Source organism: Pseudoduganella ginsengisoli, from assembly GCF_009720865.1.
Taxonomy (GTDB): domain Bacteria; phylum Pseudomonadota; class Gammaproteobacteria; order Burkholderiales; family Burkholderiaceae_D; genus Rugamonas; species Rugamonas ginsengisoli.
Genome location: NZ_WNLA01000013.1, coordinates 1 through 24248, shown reverse-complemented (window position 1 = coordinate 24248; position 24248 = coordinate 1). Strand labels below are relative to the sequence as shown.

The window sequence follows — 24248 nt, the reverse complement described above, 5'->3', positions numbered from 1 at the left end:
AAAGGAGCAGCAGTGGGATCGGAGTGTAATGTGGTCATGGCGGGGACGTCGCTGGAGTCTCCCGGCGGCATGACGTCCGTGGTGCGCATGTACCGCGACATGGGGTTGTTTGATGCGTGGAACGTGCGCTACCTGGCGTCGTATGAAAAACCAGGCAAGGCTACGCAAGTGCGCGTGATGGCTGGCGTGGCGGCTTCTCTGCTGTGGCTGCTGCTGCGGGGGAAAGTCAGCTTGCTGCACGTGCATTCCGCGTCGCGCGGCAGTTTCTGGCGCAAGTCCGTGCTGTGTGCGCTGGCGCGGCTGTTTGGCGTGCCTTACGTATTTCATTTGCACAGTGGCGAATTCCCCGTGTTTTATGACCAGGAGTGCGGCCCCCGCGCACAGCGCTGGGTGCGCCGCACCTTGGAAGGGGCGCACACACTGGTGGCGCTGACGGGCCAGTGGCAGACGGCATTGGCCCGTATTGCACCGAATGCCGCCATCACGGTGCTGGGCAATCCCGTGCACGTGCCGTCTGCGCTGCCGCCTGCGCATGGCGCCACGCCGCCGCAATTGCTGTTCCTGGGCCGCTTGCGCGATAAAAAAGGCGTCGCCGACATTGTGCGCGCCATGCCGGCCGTGCTGGCCCGCTATCCCGATGCGGTCTTCACGCTGGCCGGCGACGGCGACCTCGAAGGCACGGCAACGCTGGCGCGCGAATTGAACGTGGACCATGCGCTGCGGCTGCCAGGCTGGGTCGATGGCGCCGCCAAGGATGCGCTGGTGGCACAGGCAACCATGCTGCTGCTGCCATCGTATTTCGAAGGGTTGCCGGTGTGCGTGCTGGAAGCCATGGCCGATGGCGTGCCGGTGATTGCCACCACGGTGGGCGGCATTCCCGAAGCGCTGGACCACGGCCGCTGCGGTGTGCTGCATGCACCGGGCGACGTCGATGCGCTGGCTGGCGCCATTGTCGCGCTGCTCGATGATGCGCCGCGCCGCCAGGCGCTGCGGGAAGCGGCCTTTGCCCGCGCCCAGCATACGTATTCAGCGGCGGCAGTGCGTGGCGCCATCGATGCACTGTATGACGAGGTACTGGCTCCTAAAAGAGAAGCCAGAACTGTGCGCTAGCGAACATTAAATTTTTATCAATAGTGATAAATTGCTCCTGTTGAGCTAAAGAGGTCCGCAATGAAGAAGAAAATATTGGCTGTCGCCTCTGGCGGCGGCCACTGGGTGCAGCTGTTACGGTTGCGTCCGGCATTTGAAGGCCAGGACGTGGCCTATGTGACGGTGCAGCCCAGCTATGTCAGCCAGGTGCCTGGCAGCCGTTTTTATGCGGTCACCGACGCCACGCGCTGGAGCCGCTGGGACCTGGTGAAAATGATTTGCCAGGTCAGCTGGATCGTGCTGCGCGAGCGCCCTGACGTCGTCATCACGACCGGGGCGGCGCCAGGCGTGGTCGCTTTGCGCATGGGTAAGTTTTTAGGCGCAAAAACCATGTGGCTCGACAGCATCGCCAACGTGGAACATTTGTCCATGTCCGGTGAAAAAGTGCGCAGCTTTACCGACTTGTGGCTGACGCAATGGCCGCATTTGGCTGGCAAGAATGGCCCGAATTGCCATGGGAGCGTGCTGTGACGATGATTTTTGTGACGGTGGGGTCGCAAATGCCGTTCGACCGGATGGTGTCCGCCATCGACTTGTGGGCGGAACGGACCAAGCCCGACGCCGACATCTTTGCGCAAATCGGCGATAGCCAGTACCGCCCCCGCGCCATGCGCTATACGAAGGCGCTGACGCCGGCGGAATTTTCGCAAACCGTGGCGCAGGCCGACGTGATTGTCGCCCATGCGGGCATGGGTTCCGTGCTGACGGGCATGGAACTGGGCAAGCCGCTGGTGCTGATGCCGCGCCGCGGCGATTTACAGGAAACCCGCAATGACCACCAGATTGCCACCGCCCACTGGCTCGCCCAGCGGCCCGGCATCTTTGTGGCGGAACAGGATGAAGACTTGCCGGCGGCGTTAGCCGCTGCGCAAGCTGCTTCAAAGGGGAGTGCGGCAATTTCACCGTATGCGTCGCCGGATTTGCTGGCGGCCGTGCGGCAATTTATTTTGCATGCACCTTAGAATGCTGTGCTTTATTGCAATGCAGCAATGATATGGCGCGATCTACGTATGTCACGTAGTCTACATATGCCTGACATGCGGCTGACATACACTGAATTGCGCCATGCAATGATACTATACTAACTTCAATACTAAAATGTTAATTCACGGAAAGTCCACTATGTCTACTGTTGCGGTCATCGGCCTCGGCTACGTTGGTTTGCCTCTGGTGATTGAGTTCGGCAAGCATATGCGCACGATTGGTTTTGACATCGTCCAGTCCAAGGTCGATGCCTGCCTGCGCGGCACCGATCCATCGCGCGAGCTGTCTGACGAACAAATGCAAGCCGCCACCTTGGCTGAATATTCGTCTGATCCGGCCATCCTGGCGGAAGCGGACTACATCATCGTGGCCGTGCCGACTCCGGTCGACAATGCCCACACGCCGGATTTCACGCCGCTGATCGGCGCCAGCCGCAGTGCAGGCAAGCACATGAAGAAGGGCGTCACCGTGATTTACGAGTCGACCGTATACCCGGGCGCGACCGAAGAAGTGTGCATTCCCGTGCTGGAAAAAGAATCCGGCCTGAAATGGAAAGAAGATTTCTTTGTCGGCTATTCCCCTGAGCGCATCAACCCGGGCGACAAGGAACACACGCTGACGAACATTGTGAAAGTCGTCTCGGGCGATACGCCGGACACGCTGGAAAATGTGGCGAAGCTGTACGAAACCATCGTGGTGCCGGGCGTGCACCGCACGTCGTCGATCAAGGCGGCCGAAGCGTGCAAAGTCATTGAAAACACGCAGCGCGACTTGAACATCGCACTGATGAATGAATTGGCCATCCTGTTCGACAAGATCGGCATCGATACGGCTGAAGTGTTGAAAGCGGCAGGCACCAAGTGGAACTTCCTGCGCTTTTCGCCGGGACTGGTGGGCGGCCACTGCATCGGCGTGGACCCATACTACCTGACCCATAAAGCGGAACAGCTGGGCTACAACCCGCAAGTGATTTTGGCCGGCCGCCGTATCAATGACGGCATGGCGAAATATGTGGCGGAACAGACCATCAAGCAAATGATTGCGGCCGACTGCTATATCCGCGGCTCCAAGGTCAACGTGCTGGGCCTGACCTTCAAGGAAAACTGCCCGGACTTGCGTAACTCCAAAGTGGGCGACGTGATCAATGAATTGAAAGCGTATGGCGTACAAGTGTTCGTGCACGATCCGTATGCGGATCCGGAAGAAGCGCTGCATGAATATGGCGTGGAGCTGACGGCATTTGAAGATTTGCCGCGTGCCGACGCCATCGTCGCCGCAGTGCCCCACAAGCCGCTGCTGGCGCTGACGGCGGAAGACTTCGCGCGCAAGCTGGTCAAGGGTGGATGTTTTATTGATATTAAATCGATGTATGACGAAGCAGCGCTGTGCGCAGCCGGCCTGCACGTCTGGCGTATGTAAGAGGAGCGTATGAAAATTCTGGTCACCGGCGGTATGGGCTTCATTGGTTCGCATACCTGTGTGGAATTGCTGGCGGAAGGGCACGACGTGGTCGTGCTCGACAATTTGTCCAATTCCGATGTTTCTGTCTTTGAGCGCGTGCAGCGTATCGCGGGCAGGCCCTATGCCTTCGTGCAAGCCGATTTGCGTGACCGGGAAGCCATGCGGACGGTGTTCCGTGAACACCGTATCGATGCCGTGATTCACTTTGCCGGCTTGAAAGCGGTCGGCGAATCCGTGCAAAAGCCCATCGAGTATTACGATAACAATGTAGTTGGCAGCCTCGTGCTGTTTGAAACCATGGCGGAAGCGGGCTGCAAGACGCTGGTCTTCAGTTCTTCCGCCACCGTGTATGGCGATCCGGCCTCGGTGCCGATCCGCGAAGATTTCCCGCTGTCGGCCACCAACCCGTATGGCCGCAGCAAGCTGATGATTGAAGACATCTTGCGCGACCTGGGACGCTCCGATGCATCGTGGCGCGTGGCGCTGCTGCGCTACTTCAATCCGGTGGGCGCGCATGACAGCGGCTTGATTGGCGAATCGCCGAACGGCATTCCAAACAACCTCATGCCTTACGTGTCGCAAGTGGCTTTTGGCCAGCGCGAATTCCTCAACGTGTTTGGCGACGATTATCCGACGCCGGATGGTACAGGTGTGCGCGATTACATCCACGTGGTGGACCTGGCGATCGGCCATTTGCGCGCGCTGGCCAAGCTGGCGACAGTCACTGGTGTGCATGCCTACAATCTGGGTACCGGGCGTGGCAACAGCGTACTGGAAATGGTGCGCGCTTTTGAACAAGCCAGCGGCCGTCCTGTGCCATACCGTATCGCCCCGCGCCGTGATGGCGACATCGCTGCCTGCTATGCCGATACCAGCTTCGCGGAACGCGAATTGAACTGGAAAGCGGAACGCGGCATCGCGCAAATGTGTGCGGATGCGTGGCGCTGGCAAAGCGGCTCCCGCTAATTGGCTGAGATTTGGCAGAGCTCCGGCTGAGCCGGTCGAACATACCGGGCCCATTGAATTCACCTCAAGGAATACATAATGAAAGCAATGATACTGGCCGCAGGAAAAGGGACGCGTGTCCGTCCCCTGACTTATGACTTACCGAAACCCATGATCCCCATCCTGGGCAAGCCCGTGATGGCGTACCTGGTGGAACACCTGGCCCGCTTCGGCATCACGGAAATCATGGTCAACGTCAGTTATCTGCACGAAAAGATTGAAGAGTATTTTGGCGAAGGCCACCAGTTCGGCGTCCAGATCGGCTATTCATTCGAAGGTTATGCCAACAGCGATGGCGAAGTCGTGCCGGAACCGCTGGGTTCCGCCGGCGGCATGCGCAAGATCCAGGACTTTAGCGGCTTCTTCGACGAAACCACGATCGTGCTGTGCGGCGACGCCATCATTGACCTCGATATCAAGTCCGCGCTGTTCGAGCACCGCCGCAAAGGGGCGCTGGCTACCGTGATTACGCGAGAAGTCCCGTGGGACAAAGTGTCGTCGTACGGCGTCGTCGTGACGGATGATGATGGCCGCATCAAGGCATTCCAGGAAAAGCCGTCGCGCGAAGCGGCGCTGTCGAACTTCGCGTCGACCGGCATTTATATTTTCGAGCCGGAAGTGCTGGACCTGATCCCCAATGACCGCCCATTCGACATTGGTTCCGAACTGTTCCCGCTGCTGGTGGAAAAAGGTTTGCCATTCTATGCGCAAGCCCGCAAGTTCGACTGGATCGATATCGGCAGCGTCAAGGATTACTGGGAAGTGCTGCAAAGCGTGCTGCTGGGCGAAGTCGCCAACATGAAAGTGCCCGGCATCCAGGTCGATGATGGCTTGTGGGTGGGCTTGAATACCAGCATCGACTGGAGTAATGGCACGCGCATCGAAGGCCCCGTCTACCTGGGTTCCGGCGTCAAGGTCGATGCCGGCGCCTGCATCATCGGCCCAAGCTGGATTGGCCATGGCAGCCACATTTGTTCCGGCGCGGAAGTGGTGAAGAGTGTGTTGTTCGAATATACTCGCGTGTTACCGGACGTTACGCTGGAAGAATTAATTGTCTTCAAGGACTATAGTGTCGACCGCGCGGGCGAAATGAAGCACATTTCGCAATATGAGAAGGGCGAGTGGGGCAATGCCCGTGACCGCCGCCGTTGCCGCCGGAAAGAAGAAGAAATGTCACTCAAATTGGAACACGCTTAATGAAAATTTACCCGATCATCCTGTCTGGCGGTGCTGGCACCCGGTTGTGGCCACTATCGCGGGCAGTGTTGCCGAAGCAATTGCTGCCGCTCGTTACTGAAAAAACCATGCTGCAGGAAACCGCATTGCGTGTTGCGGGCGTGCAAGATATGCAGGCGCCGCTGATTGTGTGCGGCAATGAACATCGTTTCCTCGTGGCCGAGCAAATGCGCGAAGCCGGCATCAAGCCGCTGGCGATCCTGCTGGAACCCGTGGGCCGCAACACGGCGCCGGCAGTGGCCGCTGCCGCCAACTACATCAAGGGTATTGATGCGGATGCGATGATGCTGGTGCTGCCGGCAGACCACGTGATCAATAATGTGGCAGCTTTCCACGCTGCCGTGGACCGCGCTGCGGCGCTGGCCCGCGAAGGCGCGCTGGCCACGTTCGGCATCGTGCCGACCGCCCCGGAAACGGGCTATGGCTACATCAAGAGCGGTTCGGTGGTCAAAGGCGTGGCAGGTGATGGCTATGAAGTGGAGCGCTTCGTGGAAAAACCGGACCGCGCCACGGCGGAAACGTTCGTCAAGGCCGGCACCTACTTCTGGAACAGCGGCATGTTCCTGTTCCGCGCCGAAGCCTACCTGCGCGAGCTGGAACAATATGCGCCGGAGATGGCCAAAGCTGCTGCGGCTGCCGTGCAAAATGATTACAGCGACCTGGACTTCTGCCGCCTGGATGAAGCCGCGTTCACGGCCAGCCCGTCGGACTCCATCGACTATGCCGTGATGGAAAAGACCAGGCACGCTGTCGTGGTGCCGGCCGATATCGGCTGGAGCGACGTGGGTTCGTGGTCGGCGCTGCATGAAGTGCAGCCAAAAGATGCGGACAACAACGTCACCCGTGGCGACGTGTATCTCGATGGCGTGTCCGGCACCTTGGTGCGCGCGGAATCGCGCATTGTGGCCGTGGTCGGCGTCAAGGACCTGGTCGTCGTGGAAACCGCCGACGCCGTGCTGGTGGCGCATAAAGACCAGGTACAGCGCGTCAAGCAAATCGTTGATCACTTGAAGTCGGAAGACCGTACGGAACACTTGATGCACCGTAAAGTATTCCGTCCATGGGGCAGCTATGAAGGCATCGATGTGGGCGACCGCTTCCAGGTCAAGCGCATCATCGTGAACCCGGGTGGCAAGCTGTCGCTGCAAATGCACCACCACCGCGCGGAACACTGGGTCGTCGTATCGGGCACGGCCCGCGTGACGTGCGGCGATGAAGTCAAGCTGTTGACGGAAAACGAATCCACGTATATCCCGATCGGCATGAACCACCGCCTGGAAAACCCGGGCAAGGTGCCGCTGCACCTGATCGAAGTGCAGTCCGGCAGCTACCTGGGCGAAGACGATATCGTGCGCTTCGAGGATGTCTATCAGCGCACCTGATCTCCGCTGCCTGCACGTCGCCGCCGGGATGGCGCTGTCAGCCATCCTGGCGTTTGCCAGCCCCGTGTGGGCGCAATCTCCCCGCATCCCCACGTCGCTGCAGCCGCAGCAGCTGGCGGTCATTGTCAATGACGACGATCCGGACAGCGTGGCCATCGCTGCGCTGTACCGTGAAAAACGTTTGATCCCCGTGGGCAACGTGGTGCACGTGCGTATCCCGGGCCAGCCCCGCAAGCTCGATGCCGCGCAATTTGCGCAGATCAAGCAACAAATCGACAGCAAACTGCCGCCCCGCATCCAGGCCGTGCTGATGGCGTGGACGGCGCCGTATGCAGTGGAATGCCAGGGCATTACGGCCGCCTACACGCTGGGATTCGACCCCGCGCTGTGCAGCAAGCCTTGCGGGCCCGGCAAGCCCAGCCCGTATTTCAATGCGCCGTCGCGCCAACCCTACACCGACCATGGCCTGCGCATTGCCATGCTGCTGCCTGCGTCGCCGCAGGAACTGGCCAGGGCCGTCATCGAGCGGGGCGTCAGCGCAAAGCCAGCGCCGCATGCCGGCGCGTATTACGTCATCACGCCGGACAAGGCCCGCAACAGCCGCGCGCCATTCTTTCCCCGTCCCGGCGTGCTCAAGGGGCGCGACGTGGAAATGCACGTGGCCAGCAGCACGGCGCTGGAAAATGTCAGCAATATCCTCGTGTATCAAATCGGCGCCGCGAAAGTCGATAAGCTCGATAGCGTGCGTTTCCTGCCGGGCGCGCTGGCCGACCATTTGACGTCGCTGGGCGGAGATTTGCTGGGTTCCACGCAAATGAGCAGCCTGCGGTGGCTGGAGGCGGGCGCCACGGCCAGTTATGGCGCCGTCAGCGAGCCATGCAACTACTGGCAAAAATTCCCGCATCCGGCCGTCTTGCTGTCACATTACGTGCGCGGTGAAAGCGCCATCGAGGCGTACTGGAAAAGCGTGGCGTGGCCGGCGCAAGGCGTGTTTATCGGCGAACCGCTGGCGGCGCCCTATCGCTAGACAAGTACTGTTGTATCCATGCTCACAGCGCATGGAATCTCACCTCTAATTTCACCTTGAAAGTACGGTGGAACCCGCATTCTTCTGTGGTTCTGGCTGCATATTAGTCCGTTCGGATTAATGACGTGTCATCAACTCGTCATGTGCTTCTATTAATATGCAAAACATAACAATAAGTACATTTTGTTAATGTTGGCGCCGCCAGCAGCCGCCCTTCACCACAGGAATACCACATGAAACAACATACCTTGCACGCCGTGCCGGGACGCTTGACCGTGCTTGCCGCCTTGCTGGCTGGCATGTCCGCCCCTGCGTTCGCCGTTTCCGACAACATCGTCATCAGCCAGGTCTATGGCGCGGGCGGTAACGGTTCGGGCGCCACCGGCGCGACCTTGAAGCACGATTACATCGAGCTGTTCAACCGTGGCTCGACGCCGGTTTCGCTCAATGGCTGGAGCGTGCAATATGCATCGTCGACCGGCACGTCGTGGCAGGTGACGCCGCTGACCAGCGTCACCCTGGAACCTGGCCAGTATTACCTGGTGCAGGAAGCGGCAGGCGCTGGCGGTACCGCCAGCACTGTGGTGGCGGATAAAGTCGGCTCCATCGCGATGGCGGCGGGTGCGGGGAAAGTGGCGCTGGTGTCCAGCACGACGGCGCTGACGGGCGCCGCGCCAACAGGCGGCACGGTGGTGGACTTTGTCGGTTATGGTTCGGCCAATGGGTACGAAGGCGCGGGCCCGACGCCGACGCTGGGCAACCTGCTGTCCGCTTACCGTGGCAATGACGGCTGCACGGAAACCGACAGCAACAGCGCCGACTTCGCGACGGCTGTGCCGGCGCCGCGCAATACGCTGACGGAAAAACGCCTGTGCTCAGTGGCGCCGCAAAAGCCTATCGTGGCCACGTGCCCGTCGGTGCTGGCGCTGGCTCAAGGCTATGCCGGCAGCGCAGCGCTGTCCGCAACGGACCTCGATGGCATCGTCAACGGCGCCACGATTTCGTCCGGCGCCATGGCGGGTATCTCGTTGACTGGCTTCACGGCTGCACCGGAAGAGGGAGGTGTCGCCACCGTCAACCTGACGGCGGCGGACAGCCTGGGTGTCGGCAACTACCCGGTGACGGTGCAGTTCTCCAACAACCAGGGCCAGACCGCATCGTGCCCGCTGACCGTGAAGATTTCCGGCCTGGCTGCAGTGACCAAATCCATCCCTGAAATCCAGGGCCCTGGCGCCACCAGCCCTTATGCGAATTCCGTGCAAACCACGGAAGGCATCGTGACGTTGAAAGTCGGCACCGGCTTCTTCCTGCAAGACTTGAATGGCGACGGCAATCCGGATACGTCGGACGGTATCTTCATTTATACGGCCAACAGCCCGGCCAACGTGAAGGCGGGCGACAAGGTGCGCGTGACCGGCACCGTTACGGAATACACGCCGGCTGGCGCGGCCCGTTCGTACACGGAAATCAAGGATGTGACGGCAACCGTCGTCATGTCGGCCGGCTACACGATCACGCCAACCAATGTGGTGCTGGGCGATGACTTGTCCAAAGTCGAAGGCATGCTGGTCAACTTCACGCAGCCGCTGACCATCAACCAGGTGGAATTCCTGGGCGACCGTGGTGAAATGACCCTGGCCAACGGCCGCCTGGAAGTGCCGACCAACCGCTACCCGGCCCGCACGGCGCAGGCGTATGCACTGGCCGCGTCGAACGCCGCCAACATGATCGTGCTGGACGACGGCATCTTCACGACGCCAACGACGATTCCTTACATCGGCCAGGACAACACGGTGCGCGCGGGCGACACGGTGACGGGCCTGACCGGCGTGATCGACTTCGGCGCCATCGGTGGCGGCGGCGCAGCCTTCAAGGTACAGCCTGTGACGGCGCCGCAAATTTCGCGCACCAATCCGCGCGAAGATGCGCCGGTGCTGCCGGCCGGTAACGTCAAAGTCGCCAGCGCCAACGTGCTGAACTTCTTCACGACGTTTGCCAACGGCACCGACGTGGAAGGCCGCACGGGCCAGGGCTGCAAGATCGGCAGCACGACGTCGGCGTCGAACTGCCGTGGCGCCAACAACATGACGGAATTCATCCGCCAGCGCGACAAGATCGTGGCCAAGCTGAAAGCCATCGATGCGGACGTCGTGGGCCTGATGGAAATCCAGAACAATGGCGAATACGCGGTCACGTATTTGACCAATGCGCTGAACGCCGCCATCGGCGCGCCAGTGTATGCCGTGGTGCCGGCGCCAGCTGCATCGGGTACGGATGCGATCCGCGTGGCGATGATTTACAAGCCGTCGAAGCTGACCTTGGTGGGCGGCGCATTGTCTGACGGCGATGCCATCAACAACCGCGCCCCGATGGCGCAAACGTTTACGGCTGCCAACGGCGAGAAATTCTCGCTGATCGTCAACCACTTGAAGTCCAAGGGCAGCTGCCCAAGCTCCGGCGCCGATGCCGACCAGGGCGACAGCCAGGGCTGCTGGAATGCCAACCGTATCTTGCAGGCTCAGCGCCTGATCAATACCTTCGTGCCGCAAGTGGTGTCGGCAGCGGGTGACCCGGACGTGCTGCTGATTGGCGACATGAATTCGTATGGCATGGAAGATCCGATTGCCGTGATGACGAATGCCGGTTTCGTCAACCAGCTGGAACGCTTCATCCGTCCAAATGGCATGCCGTATTCGTTCATCTTCGGCAGCAACAGCGGCTACCTGGATCACGCGCTGGCCAGCGCAGCACTGAGCCCGCAAGTGGCTGGTGCGGCGGAATGGCACGTCAATGCGGATGAGCCGACGGTGATTGACTACAACCTGGAATCGAAGCCGCAAGACTTGTACACGGCGCTGCCATACCGTGCGTCGGACCATGATCCTGTTGTGATCAGTCTGAATTTGCAGCCGAAGTTCGTCGATGTGACGGGCAGCGTGCGCCTGACGCAGCAGGGCGCGGCTTACAACCGTGTGACGTTGAAATATGTCGCAGCGGTGACGGTGACCAATACCAGCAACGCGCCGCTGACCGGCCCATTCCAGCTGCAACTGAATGGCTTGACCGCCGGCCTGACGCTGGACAACGCCAGCGGCATGCACGATGGCGCGCCATACGTCACGGTGAACACAACGTTGGCGCCAGGCGCCGTGATCAACGTGCCGCTGACGTTCTCCGGCCCGGCACGCCTGATGGTGACTTACACGCCAAAGTTCTTCCGCGGCTCGTTCTGAATTCTTAAGTTAGGAAAATTAAATGTTTAATGCCTTTGTTTCTTTCGCGCGCCGTGCTGCCCTGGCAGTGGCGCTGGCTGCTACCAGCGGCCTGGCTGCGGCCGGTACGATGCATGTTTCGATCGACACCAGCACGTTTGGTACCGACACCGGTTATCTGGATATGTATTTGTCGGCCACCACTGGCGTGCCGCTGGCCACCGCGACCATTTCCAACCTCAGTGGCTTCGACAAGGCGGGCCGCGATGACTCTGCCAGCTACGGTTTTGTTGAAAATGCAGGCGGGTACGTGCTGAGCAACGATACGCTGAATTACCTGTCGCATGCCGTGAACTTCGGCAGCCCGCTGGCGTTCGATGTGACGTTTGCCGGCGATTACGATAAAGATATTTCCTATGTGTCGCACCTGTTCATATCGGCTTTCGACAGCGACTTCCTGCCGCTGGGTGATTACGACCCACGCACGGGCGCGTTGCTGGACTTGACCTGGACGCCATCGCAGACTCCCGGCGGCCAGGGCAGTGTCGGTACCGTTCCAGAACCCGGTGCATGGCTGCTGATGGGCACCGGCATTGCCGGCATGCTGGTTGCGCGCCGCCGCCGCGCCACCAGGCCCGCCTAAACCTGTTGTAAAAGCGCACCGTTGCGTGCGCGACACGTTGTGTTAAAACGCACGGCCTTGTCATAGGGCCGTGCGTTTTTCTTTACGTGGCAAAGGGCGTGCGGATTTAGACGAAATTTGAATCAAACCTCTATTTAAATTGTATTAGTACTGACAAACAGGGGTGATGCATAGTTAAATTCTGCCTTTTTCCACCACTGGTGCATCATGCCTGCCCGGATACTTGTATTAGACAGCGACCCTGCAGTCCAAGATCTGATGTCGCTGAACCTGCGCCAGGCCGGCCACGAACCGGCTTGTCTCGCGGATGCTGAAAGCGCATTGCTGCAATTTGAAGATTCCCTGCCTGACTTGCTGCTGGCGGAATGGGATTTGCCCGGCCAGTCCGGCCTGGCATTGACGCGCCGGTTGCGCGCGCTGCCGCGCACGCGTGATTTGCCCATCATTATGGTGATGGGGCGCACGGCGGAAGCCGACCGCATCATGGCGCTGGAGTGCGGCGCCGACGACGTCATGACGAAACCGTTCAGTCCCCGCGAATTGCTGGCGCGCATGCACGCGGTGCTGCGCCGCCGCCAGCCCCATGTGTCGCCCGATACCGTGCAAATGGCGGGATTGCGGCTCGATCCCGGCACGCTGCGCGTGACGGCGGGCGAGCGGCACGTGCCGCTGGGCCGCGTGGAATTCCGCCTGCTGAATTTCCTCATGCACCACCCGGAGCGTGTGCACAGCCGCGCCCACTTGCTGGACCAGGTGTGGGGCCGCCACGTGTACCTCGATGAACGCACAGTGGATGCGCACGTGGGCCGCCTGCGCAGCGCATTGCAGCCGTCAGGGCATCACGACCATATTGAAACCGTGCGCGGCAGCGGCTACCGCTTCGTCGCGTGGGATGCGTCCTGTGCCGCGTGAATGACTGGCCGGCAGTGGAATTACCCGTCATCCTCAGCAAGCTGGAGCAGGAATACCTGCTGAATGCGATCGAAGCGGCCTTGCCGATCGACCACCCGCGCCGCTTGTTTTTATGGGCACAGGGCCAGTTGCAGGCACTGTTGCCCCATCAGGCGCTGGTTTGCTGTCAGCTTGATGGCGGCGGCCAGGTGCGCGATGTCCAGTGCGTCTATGGCGCGCTGCTGGAACGCGGCGTGCTCGAGCGGCTGACTGGCGCGGACAGCGGCCTGGCGCAGCAACTGGCGCAACTGTGGCAAACGGGCCAGGCGCGGCCTGCCATACTGGAAGCGGAACCAGCGCCGGACATCCCTGCACCACAGCGCCTGGCGCCGCTGCGCCCGGCCTTGCTGGCAGCGCACCGGCACACGGCACAAAGCAATGTCTTTGCCAATGTGCTCGTGCATGGCAGCGGCGCGCTGGCCGGTGGCGCAACATTCTTTGCGCTGTTCGGCATGCCATTTCGTCCCGGCCCGCGCCACGCGTATTTCCTGGAATTGCTGATGCCGCACATGCACATGGCGCTGCTGCGCATCGTGGCGGGCAGCGCGGCGCCGGACGCGGCGGTGCAACCTGCGCTGGAAGCCGGGCGGCCTGTCAGCCGGCGTGAAATGGAAATCCTGCAATGGGTGCGCGAAGGCAAGAATAATCAGGAAATCGGCCGCATCCTCGGCATCAGCGAATGGACCGTGAAAAATCATTTGCAGCGCCTGTATAAAAACATGGGCGTCAGTAACCGGGCGCAAGCGGTAGCGCGGGGCATTGCGCTCCGCTTGCTGGCGCCGGCCGGCGGCAGTGCAGGCAGCGGTATATAGTGGCGCTATCCTGTCGTTCCCGTTGTCGTTCCCTTTATCGCCGGAGTGGCCATGCGCCTGCTGTTTATCCTGTTGTGTTCCTTTGCCTCCGCCAGCGCAGCGTGCGCCGGCGGTGATCCGCTGGCGCGCCTGCGTGCATTAAGTGCTGCCGCGCAATGCCGGCAATCCGCTGATTGCCGCACTGTCCCTGTCGGTGTACGCGCGTGCGGCGGGCCCGCATCCTATCTTGCCGTGGCGAAGTCTGATGAAGTTGCCGCGCAGGCACTGGCGCAGCGCCATGCGGAACAGCGGCGGCAACAGATGGCCCGTTCGCCGGAGCCGCCATCGACGTGTGAAGTCATCCGGGATCCGGGCGCCCAGTGCGTGGCAGGGCGCTGCGTGGCTGGCAATTCCGCGCTGCCCGCCGAATAGATAAAAAAACGCTGTACTCCCAAAAGAAGTACAGCGTTCAAAAATGCGCCGGCCCCCGCCGGCGCTGCCTCAAGGGCGCACTTAGTTAGCTGCGTTCGTGCCTTTTACTGCGGTGGCCGCTGGCAGCGGGTCGGTGGCGTCAACCGATACCAGCGTGGTGCTGGTGGTGCCGCCTGCGCCAACCAGCTGGAACGCGCCCAGGTAGTCTTTGCCAGCAGTCAGGCCGGACCAGCTGCTTACCACGGTGCCGGTGCCGCCGGTGTAGACGATGCCTGGCGCCGTTACCTTGAAGTTGCCGCCTACGTCCGCAGTGGACAGTACCCACGAGCTCAGCTTGAAGGTTGCCGAACCGCCGTGTGGCGCATAGCCCACCACGCACACGCGGTAGCTGCCGGCTGCCGGAGCGGTCAGGGTCACCATTTCAGACGACGTCGAACCGCCGCTGCTGCCGACCACGGTGCCGGCGCTGTTCACGACAACCAGGTCCAGGTCATCGGTGGAGCCAGCCTGGTAGCCGGTGGTGTCTTCGTCTTTCAGCGAGAAGCGGGCTGCCAGGGCGCCGGCCGGCACGGTCACGTTGGCTGCAAACACGCCGGTGCTGCCGCCTGCCGTGCAAGCTGCCACGCCGCCGTCCGGCGACTTGTCGGTGGTGACGGTGCCGGTGAAGCGGTCAGCTGGCTTCAGGCCGGCTTTCTTCACCGTCATGGCGCCAGTGTAGCCGGTGCCGATGGTCAGCGCCTGGGTGCCGGCAGTAGCTTCGCTGCTGATTTCAGAGCGGGCTGCAATCATGGCGGCCTTGGCCGTCAGCGGGCTGCGTACCGTGTGCACGCCATCGCTCCAGGTCAGCGAACCGTAGTTCCATACGCCTTGCGCTGCGCTGTTGTTGGTCAGGTTCACGGTGAAGGTGGCTTTCGCGCCTGGCTCCAGGGTCAGGGTCGATGGCGATACCGTCACGGTGTAGCCTGGCAGCGTTGCTGCAGCGGTGTAGGTTGCTGCGGTGTCGCCCACGTTGGTCACGGTGCGGGTGATCGACGCTTTGCCCAGCACTTCCGCGATGGTCAGCGACGGCAGGTTCAGGTTGTATGGCTGGATCGAACCCAGGTTCGTGCAGTTGGCGCTGTTGGCAGCCAGCTTGCCCAGGCCGCACAGGTAGCGGATCCAGTCCACTGCATTCGAGTCATACACCAGGCCCGGATCGGCTGCCAGGTTAGGCTGCACGTGGCCAGCGCCTTGCGCCCATGGCAATTGGCCGTTCGACATGCCAGGCTGGCCGTCGTTGTACGTGTTGTACGCGGTGGTCATCAGCGCCGACTTGATGGCGGCCGGCGACCAGGTTGGGTGCAGGTTGCGCAGCAGCGCGCCCAGGCCGGCCACGTGCGGGCTGGACATCGACGTACCTTGCAGCGAATCCCATGCCGCGTCCGGGACCACGGTGCCATTGGTGATGGCGTCATGCAGCGCCGGGTTGCCAGGGGCGGAAACTGCGGCAATGATGTCCACGCCTGGGGCGGTCAAGTCAGGTTTCAGCGTGTTCAAGTCGCCTTTGTTCGGGCCACGGGACGAGAAGCCAGCCATTTTCGGCGCCAGCGTTGCGCCGACCGACGCCACAGCCTTGGTCAGCGACGACGTCGCATCCGAGTGGGCGTTGACGTAGTTCTTGATGGTGGCGCCGTCAGCGGCGGTCACGTGGATGGCTGGCAGCACGTGCAGGTCAGCCACCAGGCCTGAACCGTTGTCGGCCAAGATCATGCCGGCGCCGCCGGCAGCCAGTACGGCTGCGCCTTTGTCGACACGGGCAGTGGTGCCACGGTCGCACACGACGACTTTACCGGCTACTTTGGCTGGGTCCAGTTTGACGTTGGCGGAAATGGCAAAACCAGGATTCAGCGATGGGTCGGCACGGTCTTTATCCGTGTAGCACAGGCCAACGGCGGATTTGTCCTTGGTCGACAGGTTGGCGTAAGGCACAACGGCGGCGTTGCGGGCCAGGATGGTCGGCACGTTTGCCAGAGCGGTCTGGTTGTACGATGCGCCGCTGAACGTGCCTGCACCTGGAATGGTGACGCTGGCGCCCATGAAGCGGTTGTGGGTCGATGCCGCCACGGTGGTCAGCCATGGGCTGATGTGCGCCACGGCATTGCCTGGGCCCGAGTTGCCTGCGGAAGCTGCGACGAACACGCCGGCGTTGGCAGCGTTGAAGAACGCCACTTCGACGGAATCCATCACGTTGGTTTGCGAGCCGGAAATCGAGAAGTTGATGACGTCCACGCCATCCTTGACAGCGGTTTCAATGGCTTTCACGGAGTCGGACGTGAAGCAGCTGTTCGATACGCCACTGCCGTCTTCGGCTGCCGGGTCCAGGTACGACCAGCACACTTTATAAGCTGCCAGGCGGGCGCGCGGCGCTACGCCGGACACGTCACCCACCGGGATGCCGCCCATCGTGGCAGCCACCATCGAGTTGCCGCCTGCGGTGGTCGACGTGTGCACGCCGTGGCCGCCCTTGTTGCCGGCGTCAGCGCCGCCGTGGAATGCGTCGCGTGGCGAAGCGAAGTCGCTATAGTGGGCGGTTTTCTTTTGCGACAGGAAGCTGGCGTTGAAGAAGCGTGCGCCGATCAGCTTGTTGTTGCAGTGGGCGGTCGTGAAGCCTGGACCGGTTTCGCACGTGCCTTTCCAGTCAGCCGGCGGCGGGCCGTACACCTGGGTGCCCGATGGGTCGATGGTTGGACGGCCGTTGGCGTCCACGCGGTCAGCGTAGCCTGGGTTTTCCGGCCATACGCCACTGTCGACGATACCGATGATGACGTTTTCACCAGCGGAACCTTTGCCGCCCAGCTTGTCCCACAGGCCGGTGCCTGGCTGGTCCAGGCCCAGGAATTTCGGCGTGTACGTGGTTTCCAGTTTGCGCGGCTCGTCCACGGTGATGGCGGCAACAGCGCTGTTTTTCTTCAGCGCGCGGACTTCGTCATCGGTCAGCAGTGCGGCAAAGCCGTTGAACACGGTGTTGTACTGGTGCAGGATGGTGGCGTTGGCCACGGTGGCTTGCACGCTGGCCTGTTTCTGGTCCAGGTAAGCCATGTAAGCTTGCACGTCGGCTGCGCTCACATCGAGCTTGCCGGTGGCAGGCTTGGTGGCTGGCAGGCCGGCGACTTCGCCGGTGTAGGACGCGACTGGCTTGTCGGCCAGCTGCACGATGTACGGACGGCGGATTTCTTGTGCGTTGACGGTGAAGGCGATGCTGGCGACGAGTGCCAGCACGCCCAGGGAGACTGGACGGAGTTTCATTATATTGTTCCTGGGTTATAGGTTGTCGAAAGCGTGCTTACTTGGCGGCGCGGCGGCGGCGCGAAGCCATGCCCATACCAGCGGCGCCCAGCATCAGCAGGGCAATCGAGCCCGGCTCTGGAACGGTCGTCATTTTCAGGTCGTCAATCGCGAATTGCGCGTTGTTGAATGCAGGGAAGTCGACGGAATTGACGCAGCCGTCATTGGTGAAAACGCACGAGCTGATCGACAGGCTCGTCAGGTGCTGGTCGGCCCAGTCGGCGCCCAGGTCCCAGTGGGAAAACATGAAGTCGCCGTTGGCATTCTGGCCGGCGAAGTTGCGGGCCGCGGTGATGATGCCGCCGCCGACTTTCTGGCCGGTCAAGATCAGCTGGCCATAGCTGAAGTCAGGCAAGCCAACGATCGGGCCGACGAACGCGAAGTTCAGGCTGCTGATCTGGAAGTCATTGGCTTTCGCGGAGAAGTCCACGGAACCGTCATTGATGCCGGCATAGTACTGCGAGTCGCTGGCCGGGCAGGCCAGGATCGTGCAAGCTTCGGTGCCGTTATTGACCGTCATGCCGGAACCGGCTTGCGCTTCAATGTCCGGGCCCAGCAATTGGGCCAGCGGGCTGGCTTTGGCGGTCAGCGTGTAGTCGCCCAGCTGGACGGATTCATTGCCGTTCAGGTTCAGCGGGCTGATGCCATTGAAATCGATGAAGGAGGTGACCGAAGCCTGTGCAGCTGGAGCCCAAATCGCGGCGCCGAACATTGCCGTTGCCAGTGCGGACTTCAGAATGGAGCGGGTGCGTATCATGTATCTTCCCTTGAGTTTGTAATTGCAGGTGGTCCTGCTGATCTGTTTTGGCTTGGCTGGGGTACAGCCAAGTGTGTCCCCGGCTCTCCTCCGGGAGTACGCAATATAGCAATTGAGACAATGAACGTGAAAAGATTCTCAATGTTGATAATTCGTAAGTTACAAAGCTTTAACAAATTTTGTTTTCTTTTCACTATGACGACTTGTAACTGTTAGTCACAATAAAAACTGCGAAAATTCTTCAGCAACGTGTTGCGAAATTTCACACGTCTAGATCTTTGTTGACACACTTTAATTCAGATATTGTCAAAACTTCAAAGTGCGTGGTAGGCTCTCAGGTCCCCTCGGATCACCTTTTTTCCGGCAGTGTTACAGGAGTGTTTCAGATGCAAGCAGCAAAGATTCAAAGCAATATTGGTGGTCGCCGCGCGCAAGGTTTTACGTTGTTGGAATTGCTGGTAGTAATCGTGATCATTGGCTTGCTGGCTGCGTATGTCGGTCCCAAGTATTTCTCGCAGCTGGGCAAATCGGAAGTGACGGTGGCCAAGGCGCAGATCGAAGCGTTTGAAAAGTCGCTGGACACGTACCGTCTCGATGTCGGCCGTTATCCGACGGCGGAGGAGGGGTTGAATGCGCTGTTGACGGCGCCTGCAACGGCCGGGGCGAAATGGAATGGCCCCTACCTGAAAAAAGGCATTCCGCTGGATCCATGGGGCCACGCTTACCTGTACCGCGTGCCGGGCGCCAAGGCTGAATATGAAATCGTTTCGCTTGGCAAAGATGGCCAGCCTGGCGGCGAAGGCGAAAACGCGGACATCACTTCGCAATAACCGTTGCCGGCGCAGGTAGCCGCACGCCACAACTTTACGTCCCAACGCTCCCCCCATGCAGTTCGATGTCCGCACCCTGTCGCCGGAAATGGTGATCGGCCACCAGGTGGTGGATGGCCGCGACGAAGCCGATGCGCGCCGCCAGGTCGAGGCGCGCGGCTTGTTTGTTTCTTCCATTACCCCCGTACGCGGCGCGCGCCGCAGCCGCGGCAAATCGCTGTCATTACTGCTGTTCAGCCAGGAATTGCTGGCCTTGCTCAATGCCGGCCTGGGCGTGGTGGAAGCGCTGGAAGCGCTGCTGGAAAAGGAAGCGGCGCCTGCCACCCGCACCGTGCTGGAACGCTTGCTGGGCGGCTTGCGCGAAGGCCAGCGCTTTTCCGCCGTGCTGGCGGACCAGCCTGACCTGTTCCCGCCGCTGTATATCGGCATTGTCCGCGCAGCGGAAGGCACCAGTGATTTGCCCCGTGCACTGGCCCGCTACATCGAATACCAGCAACGCATCGACCTGGTGCGCGGCAAGATCGTGTCGGCCGCGATTTATCCCTGTATCTTGCTGCTGGTCGGCGGCGGTGTCAGCCTGTTCCTGATTGCGTACGTGGTGCCCCGGTTTGCCGAGGTGTACCAGGGCGCGGGCCGCAATTTGCCGTGGATGTCGCAAGTGATGCTGAGCTGGGGCCAGTTTGCCGCCGAACATACGGCGGGGCTGCTGGGCGGCGTCGCGTTGGCGCTTACGGCGCTGGTGCTGGGGATCCGGCGCCTGCTGGCCAATGGCGGCTTGATGCGCTGGCTGTCCAGGCTGCCCGGTATCGGCGAACGGGTACGGATTTATGAATTGTCGCGCCTGTATCTGACCCTGGGCATGCTGAGCGAAGGCGGCATCACCATCCTGCACGCGATCGACACCGTGCAGGGTATGGTGTCGTTAGCTGTGCGGGAAGGCTTGCAGGCGGCGCGGCTGGAAATCGAAGCGGGCATGCCGCTGTCGACGGCATTTGAAAACAATGGATTAACCACGCCGATTTCGCTGCGCATGCTGCGCGTGGGCGAGCGTACCGGTGACATGGGACCGATGCTGACGCAATCGGCTGCGTTTTATGATGGCGAAATTTCGCGCTGGATCGACCGCTTCACCCGCACGTTTGAACCCATGCTGATGGCCGCCATCGGCCTGGTGGTAGGCGCCATTGTGGTGCTGCTGTATATGCCTATCTTTGACCTGGCGGGAGACATGTCATGACAATTGATTCAGCGATGCTGGCCCGCGCCAGGGCGCGCTGTGAACAGACCAAGCGCACCTTGGTCGATGAACTGGAAGCGCTGACGGGCATCGAGCCGCGCGTGGCGGTGCTGGAATTGGCCAAGCCGTTTGGCTTGCGCGTGGTGGAAACAGCAGACATGCTGGCGTTGAGCCCCGCGTTTGACTTGCTGCCGCTGTCACAGGCGATGGCCCGCCACTGCGCGCTGCTGCGCGGCGGCGATGGCGCGCCGGTGGGCGTGATTGCCGACCCGTTCAACCTGGATTTGCAAACGTGGCTGTCGACCCATGCGCGCGCCACGCCGCATGCGCCGCTGCAGCTGGTGCTGGCGCTGCAAGCCGATATCCAGGCTTACCTGTCGAAGCAGGAAGAATCCGCGCGCGCCGTGGACAGCCTGCTGCCCGGCGCATCGGAAGGCCGGCGCGACGGCAAGACCGCTGCCGTACTGTCGTTTGCCTCGGCGTCGGAAGCGGCCAGCCCCGCCGTGCGCCTCGTCAACTCCACCTTGTATGACGCGCTGAAAGCCGGCGCGTCGGACATCCACCTGGAAAGCACGGCCGGCGGCCTGGCCGTCAAATACCGCGTCGACGGCGTGCTCGATCACGCGACGGCCGTCAATGGCATCGAAGTGGCGGAACAAATCATTTCGCGCTTAAAAGTGCTGGCGGAACTCGATATTGCGGAACGCCGCGTGCCGCAGGACGGCAGCTTCCGCGTCGAATCGGGCGGCCGCGAAATCGACTTGCGCGTGTCCATCATGCCATCGATCCACGGCGAAGACGCCGTGATCCGCGTGCTGGACAAGCGCGCCATGATCGAATCCTACGGCTCGCTGACGCTGGAAGCGCTGGGTTTCGATGCGCCATCGCTAGCCACGTTGCGCACGCTGGCGCAGGAAGCGTACGGCATGCTGCTGGTGACGGGGCCGACCGGTTCCGGCAAGACGACGACCTTGTATGCGGCGCTGACGGAAATCCATAACGGCCGTGAAAAAATCATCACGATTGAAGATCCCGTCGAATACCAGTTGCCGGGCATCTTGCAAATTCCCGTCAATGAAAAGAAGGGCCTGAGCTTTGCCAAAGGCTTGCGCTCGATCCTGCGCCATGACCCGGACAAGATCATGGTGGGGGAAATCCGCGACCGTGAAACTGCGGAAATTGCCGTGCAGTCCGCGCTGACGGGCCACCTGGTTTTGACCACCGTGCACGCGAATAATGTGTTTGACGTGTTTGGCCGCTTCACGCACATGGGCATCGACCCGTATGCGTTCGTGTCGGCGCTGAACGGTATCTGGGCGCAGCGCCTGGTGCGCATCAATTGCCCCCACTGCGCGGCGGAATACACGCCCTCTGACCAGGAACTGGCCAGCGTCAACCTGACGCGCGCCGACGTGCAGGATTACCGCTTCATGGAAGGCAAGGGCTGCGGCGATTGCCGCGGCACCGGCTACAAGGGGCGCCGCTCGATCGCGGAAATCCTCACGCTGAACGATGAAATCCGCGAACTGATCGTCGACAAGCGGCCGATCCGCCAGATCAAGCAGGCGGCCTATGCCAACGGCACCCGTTCGCTGCGCGCCGCCGCGCTGGAAGTGGTGAAGCGCGGCGGCACGACGCTGACAGAAATTAAACGGGTGACGCTGCATGCCTGACGTAACTGACAAATTGGGCCGGCGTTTGCCGGGACAGGCGCTGCGCATTTCCGTTTCGCGCCATGCCATCAGCGTGGTGCGCACCAGCCGCTGGGGCCGCGCGCCGCAGCCCGTGGTGCGCCAGGCTTTTTCGCCGGAAGATGCTGCCGCCCACCATGACCAGCAGGCGCTGGGCATCGCGTTGCGCGATGTGCTGTCCAAACTGGACACTGGGGGATGGCCCGTGCACTTTGTGCTGGCCGATGAACTGGTGCGCATGTGGCAAGTGACGCCCCCCGCGCAGTCAACGCGCCTGGCCGATATCGAAGCGGCTGCCGCGCTGCGTTTCTTTGCACTGTATGGCGAAGCCGCGTCTGGCTGGCACATTGCCGGCGACTGGGATACGCGCGCGCCGTTCTTTGCCGCCGCGATTCCCCGCCCGCTGCTGGCCATGCTGGGGCAAGTAGCGCAAGAACACGGCATGGCGCTGGTGGCCGTTGAGCCGCAAGTGGTGGCGGCGTGGAACCACTGGCGCCGCGCCATTAAGCCGGGCGCGTGGTTTGGCCAGGTTCACGATGGCTTGCTGGCGCTGGGCATTGCAGGCAATGGCCGCCTGCGCGCCGTGCGCACGCTGCCGCTGCCTGCTGCGGGTTTCGATGGGAATGCTCATGCGTGGCTGACGCAGACTATACAAAGGGAAGCGCTGCTGGCCGGCGTGGATGTGCCGCAACTGGTGCAGCTGTGCGGCGAAGTGCCGCCATTGCTGGCCAAACCGGCAGGACAAGACCAGACCCCAGTCGCCATGCTCGGCGCGGCGCTGCCTGGCGAAGTGATGCCCGGGGAGTGCGCAGCATGAGACAGATGCAAATTGATTTCGCACCGCCATCGGCGCGCCGCACCTTGTACCGCACGCCGCCGCTGGCGTGGGCGGCATTGCTGGCGGGCGGCGTGCTGTGCGCCGCAGCTGCTTATGTGGGCTATAACACGGTGGCGCAGTTGCGGGCGGCGGATGCGCGCATCGCCCGCACCCAGCAACTCCGCCAGCCAGCCGCGCAAGCGCGCGTGGAAACGCCCAAAGCCGTCATTCCGGAAGCGCAGGGCAAGGCCGTCAACGCCGCCATCATGCAATTGAACGTGCCGTGGCGCGAACTGCAGCAATCCGTGGCGGAGTCGACGCCGAAGCATATCGGCTTGCTGGCGCTGGAACCCGATCCGCGCAAGCAGGCGCTGAAAATTACAGCGGAAGCCAAGAGTGCGGACGACATGATTGCGTATATCGAACAGTTGAAAGAGCAGGAATTTTTTGCCGCCGCCGTACTGGTGCGCCACGAAATCATGGACTCGGACCCGAACCGTCCATTGCGGTTCCAGGTTGAAGTGCAGTGGGGGGCGCGATGACACGCGCATCCATGGATTTGGCGCCGTGGCTGTTGCGCGCCCGTGTGGCGGCGCTGCGCGCGGGCCCGGCCGCATGCGTAGCCGCCGTACTGTGCGTGGCGGGCATCGCCGCCTGGGCGTGGGTCGCGCCGCAGCACGCGGCGCTGCAGCGCAAGCTGGCGTTTGAACGGGCGCACCCGGCCACGGCGGTGCCGCAGACGCTGGCCGTAGCGGCGCCGCCGCCATCGGCCGATGAAAACCTGGCCGCGTTTTATGGCGTGCTGGGTGAAAAGCGCCATACGGAACAATATGTGAAAGTGCTGTTCGGCCTGGCCGGCAAGGCAGGATTGAGCCTGTCGCAGGGCGAATACAAATTCAGCTACGACAAGGCCAGCCGCGTGACGGCGTACCAGATGGTATTGCCCGTCAAAGGCGGCTACCAGGCGATCTGGCAATTCGCGCTGGAAGCGCTGCGCGCGCTGCCATTTGCGTCGCTGGACGATATCGGCTTCCGCCGCGACACCATTGCCGACACCCAGGTGGAAGCGCGGGTGCGGATCACGTTTTATTTGAAGGACGCGCCATGACGCCGCGCCATATCCTGATGGGCGTGGCGCTGGCGGGCGCTGCTGCGCTGGTGCTGTTTGGCGACAACAAGCCCGACAGTGACGTGGCGGAGCCTGCCGAACGGCGGCTGCCCAAAGCAGCGCCGGTGGTTGCCGCAGCGCCGGCCCAGCCTGCGACCGCAGGCAAAGGCGCCGCGCCAGCCGCTGTGGCGATCTTGCGCCTGCTGCCGCG

At 61.8% G+C, this 24248-nt stretch carries 21 protein-coding genes and 1 pseudogene; 20 read left to right on the top strand and 2 right to left on the bottom strand.

All coding sequences use genetic code 11. The annotated features are described in order from the left end of the window. Positions 1-12: 12 nt before the first annotated feature. The 13 genes from GM668_RS18220 to GM668_RS18160 all read left to right on the top strand — a co-directional run bounded on the left by GM668_RS18220 (position 13) and on the right by GM668_RS18160 (position 14273). The gene (locus GM668_RS18220) at positions 13-1110 is read left to right on the top strand and encodes a glycosyltransferase family 4 protein (protein WP_211923416.1); all 1098 of its coding nucleotides are present in this window, start codon (positions 13-15) and stop codon (positions 1108-1110) included. Positions 1111-1170: 60 nt separating this feature from the next. Beyond that, entirely contained in the window at positions 1171-1620 is a 450-nt protein-coding gene (locus tag GM668_RS18215) for a UDP-N-acetylglucosamine--LPS N-acetylglucosamine transferase (protein WP_155440384.1), read from the top strand. A gap of 2 nt (positions 1621-1622) precedes the next feature. After that, the gene (locus GM668_RS18210) at positions 1623-2111 is read left to right on the top strand and encodes a glycosyltransferase (RefSeq protein WP_229499536.1); all 489 of its coding nucleotides are present in this window, start codon (positions 1623-1625) and stop codon (positions 2109-2111) included. Between the two features lie 160 nt (positions 2112-2271). Beyond that, positions 2272-3552 (top strand): nucleotide sugar dehydrogenase, encoded by a 1281-nt coding sequence (locus tag GM668_RS18205; RefSeq protein ID WP_155440382.1) that lies wholly within the window; start codon positions 2272-2274, stop codon positions 3550-3552. Positions 3553-3561: 9 nt separating this feature from the next. After that, the gene (gene galE / locus GM668_RS18200) at positions 3562-4560 is read left to right on the top strand and encodes a UDP-glucose 4-epimerase GalE (protein WP_155440381.1); all 999 of its coding nucleotides are present in this window, start codon (positions 3562-3564) and stop codon (positions 4558-4560) included. Positions 4561-4638: 78 nt separating this feature from the next. Continuing rightward, a complete protein-coding gene (locus GM668_RS18195) occupies positions 4639-5796 on the top strand; it encodes a nucleotidyltransferase family protein (RefSeq protein ID WP_155440380.1) in 1158 nt (385 codons plus the stop codon). Further along, a complete protein-coding gene (locus tag GM668_RS18190) occupies positions 5796-7217 on the top strand; it encodes a mannose-1-phosphate guanylyltransferase/mannose-6-phosphate isomerase (RefSeq protein ID WP_155440379.1) in 1422 nt (473 codons plus the stop codon). Before GM668_RS18195 ends, GM668_RS18190 begins: the two co-directional genes overlap by 1 nt. Next, on the top strand, positions 7198-8244 hold the full coding sequence (locus GM668_RS18185; RefSeq protein ID WP_229499516.1) for a TIGR03790 family protein: 1047 nt from the start codon (positions 7198-7200) through the stop codon (positions 8242-8244). Before GM668_RS18190 ends, GM668_RS18185 begins: the two co-directional genes overlap by 20 nt. Positions 8245-8477: 233 nt before the next feature. Continuing rightward, the gene (locus tag GM668_RS18180) at positions 8478-11477 is read left to right on the top strand and encodes an ExeM/NucH family extracellular endonuclease (RefSeq protein ID WP_155440378.1); all 3000 of its coding nucleotides are present in this window, start codon (positions 8478-8480) and stop codon (positions 11475-11477) included. Between the two features lie 22 nt (positions 11478-11499). Further along, on the top strand, positions 11500-12099 hold the full coding sequence (locus GM668_RS18175) for an NF038129 family PEP-CTERM protein (RefSeq protein ID WP_155440377.1): 600 nt from the start codon (positions 11500-11502) through the stop codon (positions 12097-12099). A gap of 207 nt (positions 12100-12306) precedes the next feature. Beyond that, positions 12307-13011 (top strand): winged helix-turn-helix domain-containing protein, encoded by a 705-nt coding sequence (locus GM668_RS18170; RefSeq protein ID WP_155440376.1) that lies wholly within the window; start codon positions 12307-12309, stop codon positions 13009-13011. Then, positions 13008-13862, top strand: coding sequence for a LuxR C-terminal-related transcriptional regulator (locus tag GM668_RS18165; protein WP_371868728.1), 855 nt, complete (start codon positions 13008-13010; stop codon positions 13860-13862). The genes GM668_RS18170 and GM668_RS18165 overlap by 4 nt, the downstream gene beginning before the upstream one ends. A gap of 51 nt (positions 13863-13913) precedes the next feature. Further along, a complete protein-coding gene (locus GM668_RS18160) occupies positions 13914-14273 on the top strand; it encodes a hypothetical protein (RefSeq protein ID WP_155440375.1) in 360 nt (119 codons plus the stop codon). 81 nt (positions 14274-14354) lie between these two features. Here the strand turns inward: GM668_RS18160 and GM668_RS18155 are convergent, their stop codons facing one another. Both GM668_RS18155 and GM668_RS18150 read right to left on the bottom strand, forming a co-directional pair. Then, positions 14355-17558: a S8 family peptidase gene (locus GM668_RS18155; protein ID WP_155440374.1), complete on the bottom strand. Its 3204-nt coding sequence runs from the start codon at positions 17556-17558 to the stop codon at positions 14355-14357. Between the two features lie 37 nt (positions 17559-17595). Then, on the bottom strand, positions 17596-18354 hold the full coding sequence (locus GM668_RS18150; RefSeq protein ID WP_155440373.1) for an NF038120 family PEP-CTERM protein: 759 nt from the start codon (positions 18352-18354) through the stop codon (positions 17596-17598). 386 nt (positions 18355-18740) lie between these two features. Between GM668_RS18150 and gspG the strand changes: the two genes are divergently transcribed. The 7 genes and pseudogenes from gspG to GM668_RS18115 form a co-directional block, all read left to right on the top strand. Continuing rightward, positions 18741-19184 carry a type II secretion system major pseudopilin GspG gene (gene gspG, locus GM668_RS18145; protein ID WP_155440372.1) on the top strand — a complete coding sequence of 148 codons (444 nt, stop codon included), beginning with the start codon at positions 18741-18743 and terminating at the stop codon, positions 19182-19184. Positions 19185-19239: 55 nt separating this feature from the next. Then, a complete protein-coding gene (locus GM668_RS18140) occupies positions 19240-20421 on the top strand; it encodes a type II secretion system F family protein (protein WP_155440371.1) in 1182 nt (393 codons plus the stop codon). Next, complete coding sequence (locus GM668_RS18135) at positions 20418-22094, top strand: GspE/PulE family protein (protein WP_155440370.1); 1677 nt, start codon at positions 20418-20420, stop codon at positions 22092-22094. The genes GM668_RS18140 and GM668_RS18135 overlap by 4 nt, the downstream gene beginning before the upstream one ends. Beyond that, positions 22087-22929 (top strand): hypothetical protein, encoded by an 843-nt coding sequence (locus GM668_RS18130; protein WP_155440369.1) that lies wholly within the window; start codon positions 22087-22089, stop codon positions 22927-22929. Before GM668_RS18135 ends, GM668_RS18130 begins: the two co-directional genes overlap by 8 nt. Continuing rightward, a complete protein-coding gene (locus GM668_RS18125; protein ID WP_155440368.1) occupies positions 22926-23471 on the top strand; it encodes a hypothetical protein in 546 nt (181 codons plus the stop codon). The genes GM668_RS18130 and GM668_RS18125 overlap by 4 nt, the downstream gene beginning before the upstream one ends. Continuing rightward, positions 23468-24037, top strand: coding sequence for a hypothetical protein (locus tag GM668_RS18120; protein WP_155440367.1), 570 nt, complete (start codon positions 23468-23470; stop codon positions 24035-24037). Before GM668_RS18125 ends, GM668_RS18120 begins: the two co-directional genes overlap by 4 nt. Continuing rightward, a pseudogene (locus tag GM668_RS18115) lies at positions 24034-24248 on the top strand (hypothetical protein); the annotation flags it as partial. The gene GM668_RS18120 and the pseudogene GM668_RS18115, both read left to right, overlap by 4 nt.